Here is a 16,115-nt window from a genome sequence, read left to right as displayed (position 1 = left end):
ATCGCGGGCGAGAAAAATTTCGATACTCCCGCGGCAAATTACGCGACCAGCATCCCCGCGCCGCCGAAAATTACCGCGACGCGCCAATTGAGCGTGCCTTGCGCGTGATGAAACGTCGCGCCGAGTGCGCTGTTCGCTCCGACAATCGCGAGCGAGGTCGTGATGGCAGCTTGCGGCGATTGCCCGACGAGGTACACCAACGCCGGCACGGTGAGAATCGAGCCGCCGCCGCCGAGCAATCCCAGCGACAAGCCGATACCAAAACCCAGCATCAGGTCGAGCCACAACGCCGGCATGTTTAGCGCGAACCTTGTTTGATCGGCAAGTTACTGCGCGACCAGGCAAGCATTCCGCCATGCAGGTTCGTCACATTGTATCCCGCCGCGAGCAATTGCCGCGTCGCGCTCGAACTGCGATTGCCGGAATGACAAACGCAAATGATTGCGCGGTCGCGCGGCAACTCGTGGATGCGCCGCCCTAAATCGCGCAGCGGAATCAGCGTGGCGTTGGCAATGTGCCCCGCGTGAAATTCCTCCGGCTCGCGCACGTCGAGCAAAAACGGTCGCGGCTTTTCGTCGAGTTTAGCTTTTGCCGTGGACGCGTCGAGTTGGGGAATCGGTGGTCCGAATAATTGCGAGAGCAGACTCATGTTATTTGCCTTTCGAGAGGTTTGTATCTTTGGGACGCGGACAAACGCGGATGAATGCGGATATTTTCTTTATCCGCGAAAATCCGTGTCCCAGATTGCCTTGTTCGGATTCGGCTTGTCCGAGTGAGGCAACAAGGAACACGTTCTTGTTTACCAGTTATGCCGCGACCCGTTCTGTTATTCGACGTGTGACGCCAAGCGCATCGAGCAACTCGTCCATCGGCGGCGCGTGGTGGTACCGTTTCTCACCGACGATAAGCGTGGGCAACATCATCACCCCGTCGCGAATCGCGCGCGGTAGATGGGTCACGACTTCGATTTCTTCGATCTCGATTTCGGGATACTCGCGCCGCACACGTGCGAGCAAGCGATTCGTCGAAATACAACGCGGACAGATGAGCGATTTATAGTAGATGATTTTCATTTTGAGCGGCTGAACCAATGCTTGGAATTCTTTCCGCAAAACTTGGCGGTCTTGATCCTTGAGAATTGCCATTTTCTATCTCCTTTGTCTTTGCGCTTTCACATTCTTTGATGCCCCAAAGCGCCGGAGGTTACAAAGAAAAATCTGTTTGCGCAGTTCCCGACCAGCGCATTCTTTGTGATAGCACAAAATAATGTTTTTAATATTGACAATAAGTGAAAAAATAGACTATAATATTGTGTGTAGTCAGCATTATATTGTTCTATTTGATTATAGAGCGCGATACGTCAAGATTCTGGTTCTTGATATGAACCGACCGATCACATGGAGAAGGGAAAAGGGAATGGCTCAAATTGTAACGTACTACAAAGGTGACATGCTATTCGAGTCCAGAATCGGGAATCACATTCTTACGATTGATGTGCCCGCCGATATGGTGGGCGGCGAAGACCGTGGTCCGATTCCGCCACAATTGTTTGTGGCTTCGTTGGGCAGTTGCATCGGCGCTTTCGTGGCGCAGTATTGTGAGATCAATGGGATTGATGATGCTGGCATGACCGTGGAGATGAGTTTCGAGAAAACATCGAAACCAACCCGGTTGGTTGATTTGAAGGCAATCGTCAAGTTGCCCTACGGCGATTGCGGGGCACGGGTCCACGCCATCGAGCGCGTGGCAGACCTGTGCCCGGTTCACGAGACGATCAAAACAATGAATGGACTCGCGATCACCATCTTGGGCAAGGACGATTGTTCGATGGAATGAGTGAATTCCGAATTTGATGAGCGAGGTATAGGGTTGGTCGGTGCGCGTTGCATCGTTACGAATTAACCACCAGACTGAAGGACAAGGAGGTTCACATGTTTAGAGTATTGCTGCTGTTTATCCTGGGAGCATTCGTTCTGGTTGGATTGGCAATACTGTGGGCGACGATGCCATCGGTGACAAGCGCACAATGCAGAAGCATCGAATCCTCATGTGTCAAGTGTCACCAAGATACTCATCCAGTCTGTGGCAAAACGGAGTGGCACTCGGAATATGGTCATCGCTATGCTTGCTGGAATTGTCATGGCGGTAATGATACAGCTCAGGACAAAGAGTTGGCGCACGTCGGATTGGTACGCCATCCGCTCGAAGATGCGTACACCAGTTGTTACGTGTGTCACCCCGAGGACTATAAACAACTCGCGGAGCGATTTGCCAAGATGCTGGGTGTGACCGTATCGGCACGTGAACCAGCGGTGCGCTCCCTCGCATCAGTGACGTCCGTTGCCGTTCGACCGATTGCTACGCCGTTGGTTGTTCCGTCAGCAATCCCTACCAATTCGTTCGACTGGGTTTGGACTTTGTGGCTAACTCCCGTTCCGGCTGTCTTGATCCTAGTCTGGGTTATGTGGAAAGGCAAGACTGCATGAGTCACCGGCTCGTTGCCCTGGTTCTAATCGTCGTGGCAGATTGTCTTGCCTGCGCGCCCATCCTGACCCCGACGCCGACAGTTTTGCCGACGCAAGCTACTGTCGTCATCACGCGCCCGCCCACGCCATTGCCCACGGTGACCGCGCCGTCTATCGTGATTCCAGAGATTCCTGGGTTTGATGCCGACCTTGAATTCGACAATCAACCGAACGCGCGAATAGTTCACTACTCCAATTCGGCGGGCGCGGTTGTCGCGCGATTTGATCCGAATGACCGGGCACACAACCAACACATTACCTGGGACTGGGAAAAGATGTCCGCGCTCGAAAAAAGCCGCGCGGTTTCATGGCTCTTCGATCCACAACAGATGCGCTATTGTCGGTTTCAGGAGCGCGGAAAGTGGATCCTCCATGTGCTAAGTAAATGGATTCCCCGGCTGAACGACTTGATGGTACCGACCGACCCAGCTATTACTCATCATTGGCAAGCCGATGGTCCGCCGATGAATCCAAATACAATTTACGAAGCGTTGAGTCGAGTCAAGGCACTCGCCCTGGTTCCGGAACGTCCGATGTGCAGTTACGGTCACAGTCACCTAGGTCTGATCGAGTACGGGGGAGAAGTGGTCCTCTTTACTGCGCCGGGATGGCAAAAGGTCAACGTCGAGACGCGCGAGATACTAACGACCGTGTGGACGATCAAAGAAGCGATGGTGATCTATTATCCTCAATCACAAGGATGGACAAACTCGTGTCCCTCGGAGCCGGAACACCTGAAGACCGAGTACTATTCGTCTATCTGGTTAGTTGCGGCAGAGCAAACGCTCGCCCAGTTCGTCCCTGCCGACCAAAGTTATTGGGAGAAGCAAGAGATTCCCTTTCAAATCAAGAACATCGTTACGCAAAAATTTCCACCCTGCTTGCCGCCGGTGCTTTTGCCTGCGCCAACGCCAGACCCAGGTTGTTCGCAATTGCCTTAAACCGCGCTTGAGTACTCCCTGGTTCGATAATCCAATTTCGATAAGGAGTCAGAATGAAGATCGCCGTTGTTTCAGATGATGGAGTGACCATCAGCCAACATTTTGGACGCGCCGCGCACTATGTGGTCGTGACCGTGGAGAATCAACGCATCACCTCTTCGGAGATCGTTGACAAAATGGGACACGCGCACTTTAACGGCGAGGCGCACGGGGAAGCGAGTGATTCGCGCGGACACGGCTTTGACGCCGGCGCGCAATCGCGTCATGCGCGAATGCTGGACGCGATTTCAGATTGTCAGGTGCTCATCGCGCGCGGGATGGGCGCTGGCGCATACGAGTCCATTCGCGCCGCGAATATTACGCCGGTCGTGACAGATACCCCCATGATTGTAGACGCGATCAAGAAGTATCTTGATGGTTCGTTGGTGAACCATCCTGAAAAACTGCACTAGCCCAGACCCTGGACAGCCATGAATGCGGCAAGCCCCAAGCATGGGGATTGATAATTTGGCAAGCGTCAATTGGTGTGCCCAGGCATTGACTTGCCGCTGTTCTAAACTATAATGCTGGGAGAACTCTCAACCAGAGTGGGTGATGCCATGCCTAAACAAACATCGCGTCGCGCGGCAAGCCGAGTCCACGGTCGGCGCAAGTTAGCCGCTGCGAATGGATCACAATCGGTTCTCGAAGTGGATGTTGGAAGCCGGTTACGCGCGTTGCGGACCGAACGCGGTCTTTCCATTCGCGCGCTCGCCGAAAAAAGTGGTCTTTCGATCAATACCCTGGGGCTAATTGAAAATGGGAAAACGTCACCCAGTGTCAGCACCTTGCAGCAGATCGCGCGCGCGCTTGAACTACCAATCACCGCGTTTTTTGAAACGAATATACCCCAGAGCAAGATCGCGCATATCAAATCGAACCGCCGACCGCGCGTCGCGTTTGAACACGGTGGTCTGGAAGACCTGGGCGCGGGTTTGACCGAGCGCGGGGTGGAACCCTTCATGGTTCGTCTCGAACCGTTTGCGAGTAGCGGTGCCAATCCAATTGTTCACACCGGCTACGAGTTTGTGTTCTGTCTCGAAGGACGCATCGCATACACGATTGAAACTCAGACCTACCTGTTAGAGCCAGGCGATAGTCTGTTGTTCGAATCCCATTTGCCGCATCGTTGGCAGAATGTGGGCGAAGTGCCTTCGCAATCCTTGCTCGTACTGTTTCCGACAGATGCGCGCGATCATCCGACCAAACAACACTTTGGGTTGTAAACCACATTGATTGAGACTGGCGATCAGATCAGGCGATAACTCGCATCCACGACGCGACTCCGATCCACGAACAATTTGCCGTTCGCCGCGCGCCCAACGAATGCGCGATCTAGCGCGCGTGTTGCCGGCGCGGCGAGCACTTTACCCTCGCGCGAGAAACGACTGCCGTGACACGGACATGCGAACTTGTCGCCATCGAGACGCGGCGTGCAACCCAGGTGCGTACACGTCGCGCTAATCGCGTAGAATCCCCGCTCGTCGCGTCCCAGGTACACACGCGCATTTTCGATGTGCGTCACTGAGCCAACCGCGTACTCGTCCGCCATTCCGATTTCGACCGGACCCGGCGCGGGCGTAACGATATTCGGCGCGAGAAAGCGCGCGAACATCGTCGCCAACGCCCCACTCGCGGCAAGGAACGCGCCGTAACCCAGGTTTGTTAGGAAATCACGTCTTGTCATCTAGTCGTCTAGTCTCATAGTCGAGTAGTCGAATAGTCGGGTAGTCACGTTGACGATGCGACTATCCGACTATTCGACTATCTGACTACCGCATGACACTCATGGCAATAGTCCGACGTTTGCGTCTTGCCATCTTGCGTGCACTTGCTCCCTTGCACGAGCGGCACGTTGTGGATTTTGCCGGACACTTTTTCGGTCTGCACAAACTTGTTCGGCGCGATCTGCTTGATGCTCCACAATAATTCCCCGCGCTCGGTCACGATCACTTGATCGCCCACCTTCAAAAATTCCGCATGTCCGTTGATGCGCGCCTGCCGCATCGCGAGTTCATTCGCGCTGCGAATCGTCGCGGTTTGCGGTTTCGTCGTCGGCGTGCCGTGACACGTTTGGCATTGAATGTACTGCGCGTCTTTTTTCGAACCGTAGATGCGCCCGTTGCCCATCGCTTCTTGCGCCGTGTGACAGTCCACGCAGTTCAACTCGTACTCGCACTTTGTGAAATCAGCAATCGGCTGATAGTACTCGAGCAACCGCCGCCCTTCGAGAGGCATTTGCGCGGAGAGCGGGCGCGCGACCGGCGACAAATCGTCGCGTAGATCGAACGTCATGGATTTCAAATCATAGTTGCCGCGATTGTGGCAGTGATTGCATTGCGAAAACGGAATCGCGGTTGTGAGTTGATGCGCGACGCCATGCCCCGGTTCATCGCGCGCAATCGTCGCGTCCTTGCCGCGATACAACCCATCGTCCGCGTAAACATAGTGACACGCGGCACAGCCCGAACTGCGATACGCATACGCTTGCGGTTTCGCCGGCGTCGTCCACAGATGGCAACCGCCGTCCAAGCACGACACCATTTTCGCATCCAGCGTTCCAGAAACTGGGTTCGTCGCAAACATATCGAGTGATCGCAACTCCTTGCTCGGCAAAACCTGGGTCGGATCGCTCACCGCGCGAATGCCGAACAACGCAGTTGGCGATTTTTGCGCGCCGAACGAAAAGCGCACGTGCGCGACGCCGCCCGCGTATGTTGCCTGCACGCTTTTCAAAACGCGATCTACATGATTCCGCTCCGCGTCCGTATAGCCGCCGTGACAATTCGCTTGCCCGCACGATTGCGCCGCGACGCTGAGATCGGATGGATTGCGCCCGCCGCGCATCGTCGTGTGCGCGCGATCTTTATCGAGTGCGAGCGGCTGTCCGCCGTGACAAACGACGCAACCAAACGTCTCCGCCGGGTGCGACGCGCTGATGTCTTCGATCCCGATGTGGCACGTGACGCACAACTCTGGCTTGCCGGTCTGGGTCGGCACGAGTGTGCGAATCTCGATAGGTACCGGCGTTACATCGCTTTGCGTGTTGTAGCGTGCGATCCAACCTTGCCAGGGCTGGTGCGATTCGTTCCAGGCGATTGCAAGTGCGGCGAATAGTAATGCAAATCCAGCGATGAAGAGCCAGGTTGAAGGGAAATAAAGGAACTGAGGGAACTCGGTTTTTCCCTCAGTTCCTTCATTTCCCTTGTTTCCCTCCACTCCCTTGTGTTTCATCGCCATACCTCTCGCACACTCAACGCAATCAACACAAGCGCAATCGCCGCGAGAATCACTTGCGGCTTCCAGCGTTCGCGTGCAAACCAAATCGCGCGTCCAGGTCCGCGCCGATCCAAAAACGGGAGCGCGGAGATGAGTGCGAGAATGAACAGCGGCGCGATGATCCCCGCCCACAGCGGCGGCAGAATTCGCAACAGATTTTGCACCCAGAGAAAAATCCAGGGCGCGCGCACATCGCTCACACCGGCGTCGAGATTCGCGGCAGTGCCCAGCGGCGCGGGAAAAATCAGCGTGATGAAAACGAGCGTGGCGGAAACCAACGCGGCGGTTATGAATTCGCGGAAGAACAATTCGTCGCGCGAAATAAATTCGCGCGTCTCGCCTTCGTCCGGCAAAGGACGCGAGATGCCGCCGTCTTTGCGTAATCGCCACAAATGGTACACAACGCCGAACACGCCGGCGACGGTCAACCCGAAAATGTGCCAGCCGTAAAAGCGCAACAACGCGTTCGCGCCGATCTGCACGTCGCCGACAATCGCGCGATAGATCGCATCGCCCCACGCTGGAATTTCGCGCAACAAATTCGTGCCGACGAGAAATGCCCAGTACGCGCCATCGTCCCAGCGCAATACATAGCCGGTGAAATCCCAGACAAGCGTAATGACGAGAAGCGCGACGCCGATGAGCCAGTTGAATTCGCGCGGCGGACGATAGCCGCCGGTGAACACGACGCGCGCGAGGTGCAGCGTCACGGCGAGTACCATCACTTGCGCGCCCCAGTAATGCAAGCCGCGCATCACCGCGCCGAAACTCACGACGTCTTGAATGAGAATGAGCGAAGCGTGCGCGTCGCCGGGTGTGGGGACGTAGTAGAACGTGAGCGCGACGCCGGTGAGCAGCGTGACGAGTGAGGAGAGAACCGCGATACCGCCGAGTCCAAACGTGTATGTAAGCCGCGCTCCGCTTGCCGGAATTTTTTCCGGGTGGAGCGCGTAAATGATACTCTTTTCTTTACGCCAAAATCGAGACATTCAAAATCAAATCTAAATTGGACGCCGATGAACGCGGGTGAACGCGGACGCCCTGCGAAAATTTATCTGCGGTTGTCTGTGCTCGTCTGCGTCCTATCTGTTTTAACAGCCACTCGCCGGGTCAGCGCCGCGCTTGAGCCAGTCGAGCAAGCGTTGCAAAAGATCGTCAGCGATATTCTTTTCACTGTGCGCCGGGTTTTGCTCCGAGTACTGTCGCATGACCGCGCGTTGTCGCTCGAATGGAAAATTTTCACGCGCAAGTGCCGGTGCGCTCGGACTTCCCTGTGCGAACGCGCCGTGACATTGATCGCATCCTTTTTCGACCCAGACCTGGATTCCCAGGATTTGCCCGGACGGCAATGCGGGTGCGGGTGTCGCCTTTGACGATTGCGCGCCGAACGCGTGTAACCACAAATAGATCGAGTACGCGTCCGCTTCTGGCAAATCGTTCGCGTTCATTGCCGGCTTGGGCGGTATCGCGTTGCGAATTTTCGACAAGAATTGATCGAATGGCAGCGCGGTGTTCGCCAACGGTTTGCCGATGCCTCCCAGCGCAGTCGCGCCGTGACACGCGACGCATTGTTTCTCGCGCCACAACCTCGCGCCATCTGCCACATCGCCGGTGAGTGTTGTGTTCGATGCAACCGATTGAATCGTCGGACGCGGCGGTGCGGGCACGCGGCGATCACATGCGGCGAGGGTGAGGGCGAGCGCTACGAGGAGAAAAAGTTTTTTCAAAGGAATAACCCCGTAAGATTGTAGACAGGTAAACAGGTAAACAGGTTCGTGTTTACTTGTCTACCTGTTTACCTGTTTACATTGTCACCGCTCCACCAGCGGCAAAAAATGCGACGCTTGCCCGGCATACACAAACACAAAACGCAAAATGAATCCGCCGACGAGTACAAGCACCGCCGAGACTGCGCTCAACGCGAGACTGTAACGCGCCGCACCTTCTTTCAAAATGACCGGGAACAATTCGTACGCTTCGATCAACAAGGGCAACACAATGCCGAGCACGATGACGCCGATCCAGAACCAGAGCGTATACTTGCCACCCAGGATCAATTCGATGGACGACGCGGAACTCCACGTCGAGAGCGCGTGATGCAGGAGGAATGGCACGAGCATGAAAATTTCGAGCACAATCAAAACCACGTCGGTCGAAACGAGCAGACGGCGTTCCTCTTCGTACCCGTGTTCGTGTCGTGTGCCAAGCAGCGCGGTGACGAGCAACACCGTCGCCGTGCCGGACGACATCGCGGAGAACAGAAATAGTAGCGCAACCATCGGCGTATTCCAAAACGGTCGCGACGGAATCGCGCCGAGCAAGATGCCGGTGTAGATGCCGACGCCGAGCGCGAGCGGAAAACCGATCGCGGCGAGAATCGCACGCCAGCGGCGAATCGTATTTTGCGCGAGCGGTGTCCAGCGCGAGAAATCGCGCAGGTGCGCGCGGCTGGGAACGCGCAACAAATTATCGAACGGCGCGGGCAACCACAGCGCGGCGTATGCCAGCGCCAAAAAGATAAAACCAGTTAGTAACCACGAGCCAATAGACATGGGCGAGGTGAATTGCACGGTGAGAAACAAATTATAAAACGCGAGCGGTCGTCCCAGGTCGAGCACGAGAATGCCGACACCGAGTGCGACCGGGAACGGCGCGATGAGCGCGCCGATGCGCGCGACGCGCCTAAAGTGCGGTCCGCCGATGTACGTCGCGAAACTCGAAATCGCAAACGCGCCCGCGCTCAAGCCGGCGAGAAAAAGATAATTGACGACAAGCAAGTTCCATTCAATTTGTTCCATGAAAACCTCGAAAAGCAAGGGAAAGGAGGGAAATGCGGGAACAGAAGGAAATTTCCTTCATTTCCCTTATTTCCTTTGTTTCCATTATGAAACGTAGAAAATCTTCGGCTCTGTCCCGGCTTCTTCGTACACAACGTAATGATCGCGCGTCGCGAGCAATTTCGAGACCTCGCTGTTCGGATCGTTTAGATCGCCAAAGTGGCGCGAGCCGCCGACGCACGTTTCGACGCACGCGGGCGGTTGTCCGGCGTCGAGACGATGGACGCAAAAAGTGCACTTGTCCACGTAACCGTGTTCGTGATCCACATAGCGCGCATCGTACGGGCATGCTTGCATGCAGTAACGACAACCGATGCACTTGTCATAGTCCACGAGCACGAGTCCATCTTCGCGCTGATATGTCGCGCCGGTCGGACACACGCGCATACACGGCGGATTTTCGCAGTGCATACAATTGCCCGGCTCGAATTTCAAACCCAGGTTTGGAAATGTGCCGGTCGGTCCGATGCGTCCGATCCAGTTGCGATGTTTGCCCAGCGGTACGGCATTTTCAACTTCGCACGCGACCATGCACGCTTTACAATCAATGCACCGCTTGACCTCGATCACAAATCCCCAGCGTCGTTTATTTTCTGATGCCATGATTCTTCCTCACCCTTGCCGAACCTTCGCAAGGTTTCAAGGTTTCACGCCTTGTACACTTTGACGAACGTTTGCGACAACGCTTGCCCGCCGCTCGCCGGGTCGGTGAAGGTCAAATGGATATCCGAATCGCTCGCGCCTTTGCCATACGATACGCGATTCCCTTTCGACAAGTGACCAAACCCAGGCGTCATGTACGTGCAGTCGGGGCGAATCGCTTCGGTGACGTTTGCCTTGATCCTGATTTTGCCGGCGGTGCTTTCGACGTAGACCCAGTCGCCATCTTTGATGCCGCGCTCGGCGGCTGGCTTGGTGTGAATCCACACGACATTTTCCGGGAACAGTTCGGACAAAAGTTTGTTGTTTTGCGTGCCGAACTGGGTATGCTGCGCGACCTTGCCGGTCAACAGATAAAATTGATCGGCGGGCGGCGCGGGCGGTTCTTGCCAAACCGGGACAGGCGCAAAGTTATTTTTCGCGAGCGACGCGGAATATAATTCGATCTTGCCGCTCGGTGTGTTGAATTTGAATTCTTCCGTTGCCGCTTCATGGCTTGGCGGACGATAATGCCCTTTCGCTTTCAACTCTTCGAGCGAAATGCCGAGCGGCTTGAGTTGTTGGCGAATGTAATCTTCCTCGTCCTTGTATTGAAAATAATCTTGCAGACCCAGCCGCGTGCCGAGTTCTTTGAAAATCCACAACGCCGATTTGCTTTCGCCGAGCGCGGGCACGACGGGCTGGCGAATGAACACGCCGTCGCCAACGACCGCGAGTGGATCATAGCGTTCGAGGTACGTCGCCTCTGGCAAAACGACATCGCTGAACCACGCGGTATCGTTCATCGTCGTGTCTACCGTCACGATGAAATCGAGTTTGCTGAACGCTTGCAGCGTCTTGCGTCGTTCGGGCAGCGACGCGATTGGATTTTGGCGATGCACGAACCAGCCGCGCGCGGGGTACGGTTTCTCCGCGAGAATCGCGTCGCGCATTTCCTGATACACGCCGATTTCGAGCGGGACGAGCGGATACTTCCACGGCACACCGTCGAGACGCAACGCCGACGCGCGCGGGTACGGCGGTTGCGGAATCGCGCCTAACCCGCCGCCTTCTTCACCTGCGCCGGCAAAAAATCCCCCTGGCTCGCCCCAGTTGCCGGAGATCGCGTTGATGATCGCCATCGCGCGTTCGGTTTGGAACGAGTTGACGAAATTTGATGTGCGCCAGCCGGGATGAATGAATGCGTGCGGCGCGGCAACCGCAAACTCGCGCGCGATGCGGCGAATCGTCGCCGCCGGAATTTCAGTTTTGCTCGCCGCCCATTCCGGCGTGTACGGCTTGACCGCTTTTGAAACTTCGTCAAAGCCAGCAGTTAACTTGGCGACGAATTCTTTTGCGTACAAATTTTCGGTGATGAGCACGTGCAACATCGCGAGATAAAACGCGAGATCGGCGCCCGGTCGAATCGGCAACCACTCGGTCGCTTTCGACGCGGTCTTGGTAAAACGCGGATCGAGCAGAACGACGCGCACGCCGCGATCAATCGCCGCGATCAGATCCTGCGTTTCGGAATTGGAAATCGCTTCGGCAAGATTGCGTCCGGAATAAATGATGTATTGCGCCGCGCTGTAATCGCGCCCCGGTTCTTGCATTCCAAACGTCAACAGATTTGCGACAATCATCGCGTTGAAGCAGAGCGAGCGTTGCGTGCCGTAATTCGGCGAGCCGTACGCGCGCAAGAGATTTTCAAACTGCACCTGGGACAAGTTGTGCGTCGAACTGAACACCATCGCTTCGGGTCCGTACTGTTGCTTGATTGCTTGCAGTTTGCCCGCGACGTAATCGAGCGCCTCAGTCCAGGTGACGCGCTTCCACATTCCACTGCCGCGATCACCTCCGCGAATCATCGGGAATTGTAAACGGTCTGGGTCGTACAACGCGGCGATGCCAGCTTGCCCGCGCGGGCACAACATGCCGTTCGAGTGTGGATGGTTCGGGTTGCCGTCGAGTTTGTACACCTTGCCGTTGACGACTTTGGCGCGCAAGCCACACCGCCACACGCATTGCTCGCACAATGTGAACACTTCGCGATCAAACTTGGTCGGCGGCGTGTGCGAGTTTTGCGCGCGCACCGGTTTCGCGCCCGAGTTGTGCGTAAACGGAATCGCGCCCACCGCGAGCGCGCCAACGGTTGCCGCGCTCATCGCCAAGAATTGACGGCGCGACATCTCCCAATGAAACGTATCGCCTACCTTGATTTCGTGATCACTCATGCCAAACTCCAAATTCAGATTTCAGATTTCAGATTTCAGATTTACGAACCTTCAATCTGCAATCTGAAATTTGCAATCTGAAATCACGCCGCCTTGTCGCGGCGCAACTGCCCAAACTTTTCCAAAAAGTAGAACAGCGTGACGGCGATCAACACGAACAGCAAAATGCTCAACCACAAATTCACATCGAGGGCGGTGGGCAGGATCGTGCTGCCCAGGTTGATGATTTTGCTAATCGGTGGATAGATCGTCGGATATGCCGCGCCAAAGATCAGCGCGCCCGTCAAGAAACCGAGCATCCCAGGAATCAAGTAATCGAGATTGCCTTGACCGCTTCCAGCGGCGCACGTACCCGGTCAGAAGCCGGCGCCGGACATGCCGACGCCGAAAATCAAACCGCCGATGAGATTGCCGACGACGTACGTCGCCGGAATATTCGGCAGAGCGATGATGCCAAGCGAGTTGAGCGCGAACACGCCAATCATCGAAACGGCGAGCGTTGTCATCATAAACTTGAGCACGGCGAGATCGGTAAAGCGAAACACGTTGACGATTTTGTTGTACTTGCCGAGACCGGCTTTTTGCAGCGCAAAGCCGAAACCAAAACCCATCACGAGCGAAAAGATCATTTCAAACATTCTAGTATTTCCTCCAGTACATCAACATCGCGACCGGAATGCCGGACATGAACATCGCCGCGATAAAGATGAATGCCGAGGGCGCGAGGAACAAGCCGCCGCCGATTGCCAATCCGCTTGTGCAGCCGCCCGCGATGCCCGCGCCAAATTCCAAAATGATGCCGCCGATAAACAACACGAGCCAGCGTTTCCACATCGCGTTGCCGAACACGCGTTTCCACTGCGGATCGGACACGGCTTGCAGTTTGAAATCGCCGGACAATTTCGCCGAGACGAACGCGCCGACAATGATACCAAGTAAGATCATCACGGCGGTCGTAATGCCAGGTGGCATCACGAATTGAAAGTACGTGTTCTTCACCAAGTCGGGATAGAGCACCTGCGCAATCAACCCCCCGATGTTTTCAAACGCGCCGGACGCGCCGGGGATGATGCCGGTGACGGCGATGCTGATGACGTACACCAAACCCAGTAACGTCCCAGCAAGATACGGCGACCATTCTTTCTGTTTCAAGAGTTTCATCATTGTTTTCACCTCAAGCCAATTACAAATTACAAATTGCGTAAGTGGTAAGTGGTAATTGGTAATTTACGCCTTCATTTCTTTCGCCAGCGTCAACAATGACGCGAGCGCCTTTTGATCGCTCTCGCCCAATTCCGCGAGCGCGCGCAAATCGAGATGACTCAACGCTTTCAAAATGCGCGGACCGTTCTCGCGGTCGGAGAGGAGTTGCGTCACCGCGCGCACCGTCCCAGGATCGCTCGACGAGAGTAGAGGCAACAACGATCCTAGTTCGGGACGCGTCACGACACCTTCCGGCGCGGCGACTGGCGTGGCGAGCAGTTGACGGAACGCGGCGATGCCGCGCGGCAAAGGTTTTTCGTAATAAAACACGAGTCCCGCGAGAACGAACGCGACGGCAAGAATCAACCCGATCAAAATCGCGTTGCCGAGAATATTGGGCGCGGCTTGGTCGAGTTCAGCGTACACCTTGTTGAGGTCAATCGTCTGACCGCCGGTAGGTGCGGCAGGACCACAGGGTCCGGCGTCCGCGGTCATCGTCGTGCCACTCGCGGTCGTTGTGCCGGAACCAGAGCCGGCGCCAATCGTTTTGCCAAGCGCGTCGGCGTACTTTTTCGCGCGATCCAGGTAATCGTTCGGGTGGCACGATTGGCAGCCGCCCTTGACATCGGTGAATGGATCGAGCATGCCGGTGTGCGCCGCAGTTTTATCTTTCGACTTGGTGTTGCCGGAATGGCAGAACGCGCAGAAATCGCCAAACGCGTGCGCGGTATGCCACGCGCCTTTCGCGTTGACCGGCATCGCTTTTTGCACTTCATGGCAATTCTTGCACGACGACGCGGTAGAACCGCACTGCGCATCTGCCGGTCGCGGATAGGCGATAAAGACAACGGTCGCCAACAGAATTGCCAGCACCAGAAAAAATCCGACGTGTTTCTTTCGCATACGTTTCGTCGCTCCTATAAAAAATCCTGGACACAAAAACGCCTTGGAAAAAACCGGCGAGCGTTTTTCCAAGGCATTCATCACCTTGATGATTGATCTAGTTTTGTTGCATCGTTTGCATCAGTTCCGAACGTTGCGCCGCTTGTTCTGCTAACACTTCGCGCATCAAGTCACAGACCTGTTCGATTTTGGGATTCGTGATTTGATAGATGGATTCGTTGCCTTCACGCTGGACGTGAACAATGTTACGCGTGCGCAAGATCGCCAGGTGTTGCGACACTTTGGCTTGCGCCAGATTGACGGCAAGCGCCAATTCGCCGACGCGACGCGGACCCTGGCGCAATTCGTGGACAAGGCGCAAGCGCGTCGCGTTCGACATCGCCTGGCATAGTTCGGCTTGGAGATCGAAAATAGATTGAGCCATGTTATCCCGTTGAGACGCCCGCGATTTCGGCAACTTTTTTCAAGCGGGTGACCAAATCGAGTCGCTCTTCGCCGATGTGCGAGTACGTGTCGGCGACCATTTGCAAGAGATGAAGCAAACGCTCGGCGCGAGTTTTTTCGAGGACGCGGATGTTCTGCGCGGCGCGCGTCAGTTCTTTTGGATCCACATCGCACGCGCGCGCGACCTGGGCTAGATGCGTTTTCGCGCGCAGCGGTTTTGGATCGTCCACGACGAATTGCCCCACGAAAAACATCGCGATGAATTCGTCTTGAACGACGATGCGCCCGCGCGCGTAGGTCAAACCGGCGTGGCACTTTTCCAAGCGCGGTTGTTTCTCCGCTTGGTCGGCGAGTTTTTCCCACGATGCCGCGCACCGCGCGCGTCCTTTTTCTGTCGCAAGAATCAAGTTGCACATCGCGCACGAGTTGCTGACGGGCGTGAGCGGTTTGCCGTTGAGATCGGTTGTGATTGCGCCCACGTCGCTCGTCTGGGCGAACACTTCTTGAATCGGTTGCAAACAATAGACCGGCAAAACTTCGATGGTCGCATGTGGCGTTGTCGGCGGCGCGATAGATGCACCCGAATCCGTTGCGGCGGGTTCTTGTTGTTCGCCGAGCCATTTTTCGATGGCTTGGCGCGGAAAGCGCCATTGTCCGCCGACGCGTACCGCCGGTAAGCGACCATCGTTCAGCATGCGATAGATCGTCGTGCGGTCTACGCTCAATAAACCCATCAATTGTTTGGTGGTCAGCAGATCGTCCATGTGCCTATTTTGCAATAAATTGCTATAATTTACAATAGCAAATTAGGTCAAAATTGGTCAAAATTAGCGTCTCTGAATCTTGACTAGGGTGGCGTGGAGGATTGCCGCACATCCCGCGCCGATGGAGAAATCATCCAAATGCACCGTTGTGCGTGAACTGGTTGACACTCGTAGAGGCGCGCGCTGTACTTTTGGCGCGATGGTTCAGCCGTGCGAAGGTTTGAAGGCGCCAAGTCTCGGCAACGTGGTTGGTAACCTTCGCAAGGATGGGCTGGGTAGATACCTTTTGGCGCGCGTTCGGGAGGCG

Annotated in this window: 20 protein-coding genes; 4 read left to right on the top strand and 16 right to left on the bottom strand. The window is 55.7% G+C overall.

What is annotated here, in order from left to right:
* Positions 1–38: 38 nt before the first annotated feature.
* From HY868_10270 to HY868_10260, 3 genes are all read right to left on the bottom strand, one after another.
* Positions 39–296, bottom strand: a complete 258-nt coding sequence (locus HY868_10270; protein ID MBI5302513.1) for a TSUP family transporter — start codon at positions 294–296, stop codon at positions 39–41.
* 2 nt (positions 297–298) lie between these two features.
* Positions 299–649: a rhodanese-like domain-containing protein gene (locus HY868_10265; protein ID MBI5302512.1), complete on the bottom strand. Its 351-nt coding sequence runs from the start codon at positions 647–649 to the stop codon at positions 299–301.
* Positions 650–806: 157 nt separating this feature from the next.
* The gene (locus HY868_10260) at positions 807–1,145 is read right to left on the bottom strand and encodes a hypothetical protein (GenBank protein ID MBI5302511.1); all 339 of its coding nucleotides are present in this window, start codon (positions 1,143–1,145) and stop codon (positions 807–809) included.
* Between the two features lie 271 nt (positions 1,146–1,416).
* Here HY868_10260 and HY868_10255 point away from each other — a divergent pair, with 271 nt between their 5' ends.
* From HY868_10255 to HY868_10240, 4 genes are all read left to right on the top strand, one after another.
* Complete coding sequence (locus HY868_10255; GenBank protein ID MBI5302510.1) at positions 1,417–1,836, top strand: OsmC family protein; 420 nt, start codon at positions 1,417–1,419, stop codon at positions 1,834–1,836.
* A gap of 646 nt (positions 1,837–2,482) precedes the next feature.
* Complete coding sequence (locus tag HY868_10250) at positions 2,483–3,466, top strand: hypothetical protein (protein MBI5302509.1); 984 nt, start codon at positions 2,483–2,485, stop codon at positions 3,464–3,466.
* A gap of 53 nt (positions 3,467–3,519) precedes the next feature.
* Positions 3,520–3,918, top strand: a complete 399-nt coding sequence (locus HY868_10245) for a dinitrogenase iron-molybdenum cofactor biosynthesis protein (protein MBI5302508.1) — start codon at positions 3,520–3,522, stop codon at positions 3,916–3,918.
* A gap of 147 nt (positions 3,919–4,065) precedes the next feature.
* Positions 4,066–4,731: a helix-turn-helix domain-containing protein gene (locus HY868_10240; protein MBI5302507.1), complete on the top strand. Its 666-nt coding sequence runs from the start codon at positions 4,066–4,068 to the stop codon at positions 4,729–4,731.
* A gap of 23 nt (positions 4,732–4,754) precedes the next feature.
* Here HY868_10240 and HY868_10235 read toward each other — a convergent pair whose 3' ends face one another.
* The 13 genes from HY868_10235 to HY868_10175 all read right to left on the bottom strand — a co-directional run bounded on the left by HY868_10235 (position 4,755) and on the right by HY868_10175 (position 15,808).
* On the bottom strand, positions 4,755–5,192 hold the full coding sequence (locus HY868_10235; protein MBI5302506.1) for a Rieske 2Fe-2S domain-containing protein: 438 nt from the start codon (positions 5,190–5,192) through the stop codon (positions 4,755–4,757).
* Positions 5,193–5,269: 77 nt separating this feature from the next.
* Positions 5,270–6,739, bottom strand: a complete 1,470-nt coding sequence (locus tag HY868_10230) for a hypothetical protein (protein MBI5302505.1) — start codon at positions 6,737–6,739, stop codon at positions 5,270–5,272.
* Entirely contained in the window at positions 6,736–7,773 is a 1,038-nt protein-coding gene (locus HY868_10225) for a cytochrome b N-terminal domain-containing protein (GenBank protein MBI5302504.1), read from the bottom strand. The genes HY868_10230 and HY868_10225 overlap by 4 nt, the downstream gene beginning before the upstream one ends.
* Before the next feature lie 102 nt (positions 7,774–7,875).
* Positions 7,876–8,511: a cytochrome c gene (locus tag HY868_10220; GenBank protein MBI5302503.1), complete on the bottom strand. Its 636-nt coding sequence runs from the start codon at positions 8,509–8,511 to the stop codon at positions 7,876–7,878.
* A gap of 84 nt (positions 8,512–8,595) precedes the next feature.
* Positions 8,596–9,582, bottom strand: a complete 987-nt coding sequence (gene nrfD / locus HY868_10215; GenBank protein MBI5302502.1) for a polysulfide reductase NrfD — start codon at positions 9,580–9,582, stop codon at positions 8,596–8,598.
* 84 nt (positions 9,583–9,666) lie between these two features.
* On the bottom strand, positions 9,667–10,224 hold the full coding sequence (locus HY868_10210) for a 4Fe-4S dicluster domain-containing protein (GenBank protein ID MBI5302501.1): 558 nt from the start codon (positions 10,222–10,224) through the stop codon (positions 9,667–9,669).
* Between the two features lie 44 nt (positions 10,225–10,268).
* The gene (locus HY868_10205) at positions 10,269–12,449 is read right to left on the bottom strand and encodes a molybdopterin-dependent oxidoreductase (GenBank protein MBI5302500.1); all 2,181 of its coding nucleotides are present in this window, start codon (positions 12,447–12,449) and stop codon (positions 10,269–10,271) included.
* Between the two features lie 128 nt (positions 12,450–12,577).
* Positions 12,578–12,793: a hypothetical protein gene (locus tag HY868_10200; GenBank protein ID MBI5302499.1), complete on the bottom strand. Its 216-nt coding sequence runs from the start codon at positions 12,791–12,793 to the stop codon at positions 12,578–12,580.
* Positions 12,794–12,850: 57 nt separating this feature from the next.
* Positions 12,851–13,132, bottom strand: coding sequence for a YeeE/YedE family protein (locus tag HY868_10195; protein ID MBI5302498.1), 282 nt, complete (start codon positions 13,130–13,132; stop codon positions 12,851–12,853).
* A 1-nt stretch (position 13,133) separates the two neighbouring features.
* Positions 13,134–13,655 (bottom strand): YeeE/YedE family protein, encoded by a 522-nt coding sequence (locus HY868_10190; protein ID MBI5302497.1) that lies wholly within the window; start codon positions 13,653–13,655, stop codon positions 13,134–13,136.
* Positions 13,656–13,721: 66 nt separating this feature from the next.
* Entirely contained in the window at positions 13,722–14,600 is an 879-nt protein-coding gene (locus HY868_10185) for a hypothetical protein (GenBank protein MBI5302496.1), read from the bottom strand.
* Positions 14,601–14,697: 97 nt separating this feature from the next.
* Positions 14,698–15,024 (bottom strand): winged helix-turn-helix transcriptional regulator, encoded by a 327-nt coding sequence (locus tag HY868_10180; protein ID MBI5302495.1) that lies wholly within the window; start codon positions 15,022–15,024, stop codon positions 14,698–14,700.
* A gap of 1 nt (position 15,025) precedes the next feature.
* Positions 15,026–15,808, bottom strand: coding sequence for a PocR ligand-binding domain-containing protein (locus HY868_10175; protein MBI5302494.1), 783 nt, complete (start codon positions 15,806–15,808; stop codon positions 15,026–15,028).
* Between the last annotated feature and the right edge of the window lie 307 nt (positions 15,809–16,115).

This window comes from Chloroflexota bacterium (assembly GCA_016219275.1).
GTDB lineage: Bacteria > Chloroflexota > Anaerolineae > UBA4142 > UBA4142 > JACRBM01.
The sequence above is the reverse complement of the archived record's forward strand: the minus strand, read 5'-3'. Positions and strand labels throughout refer to the sequence as shown.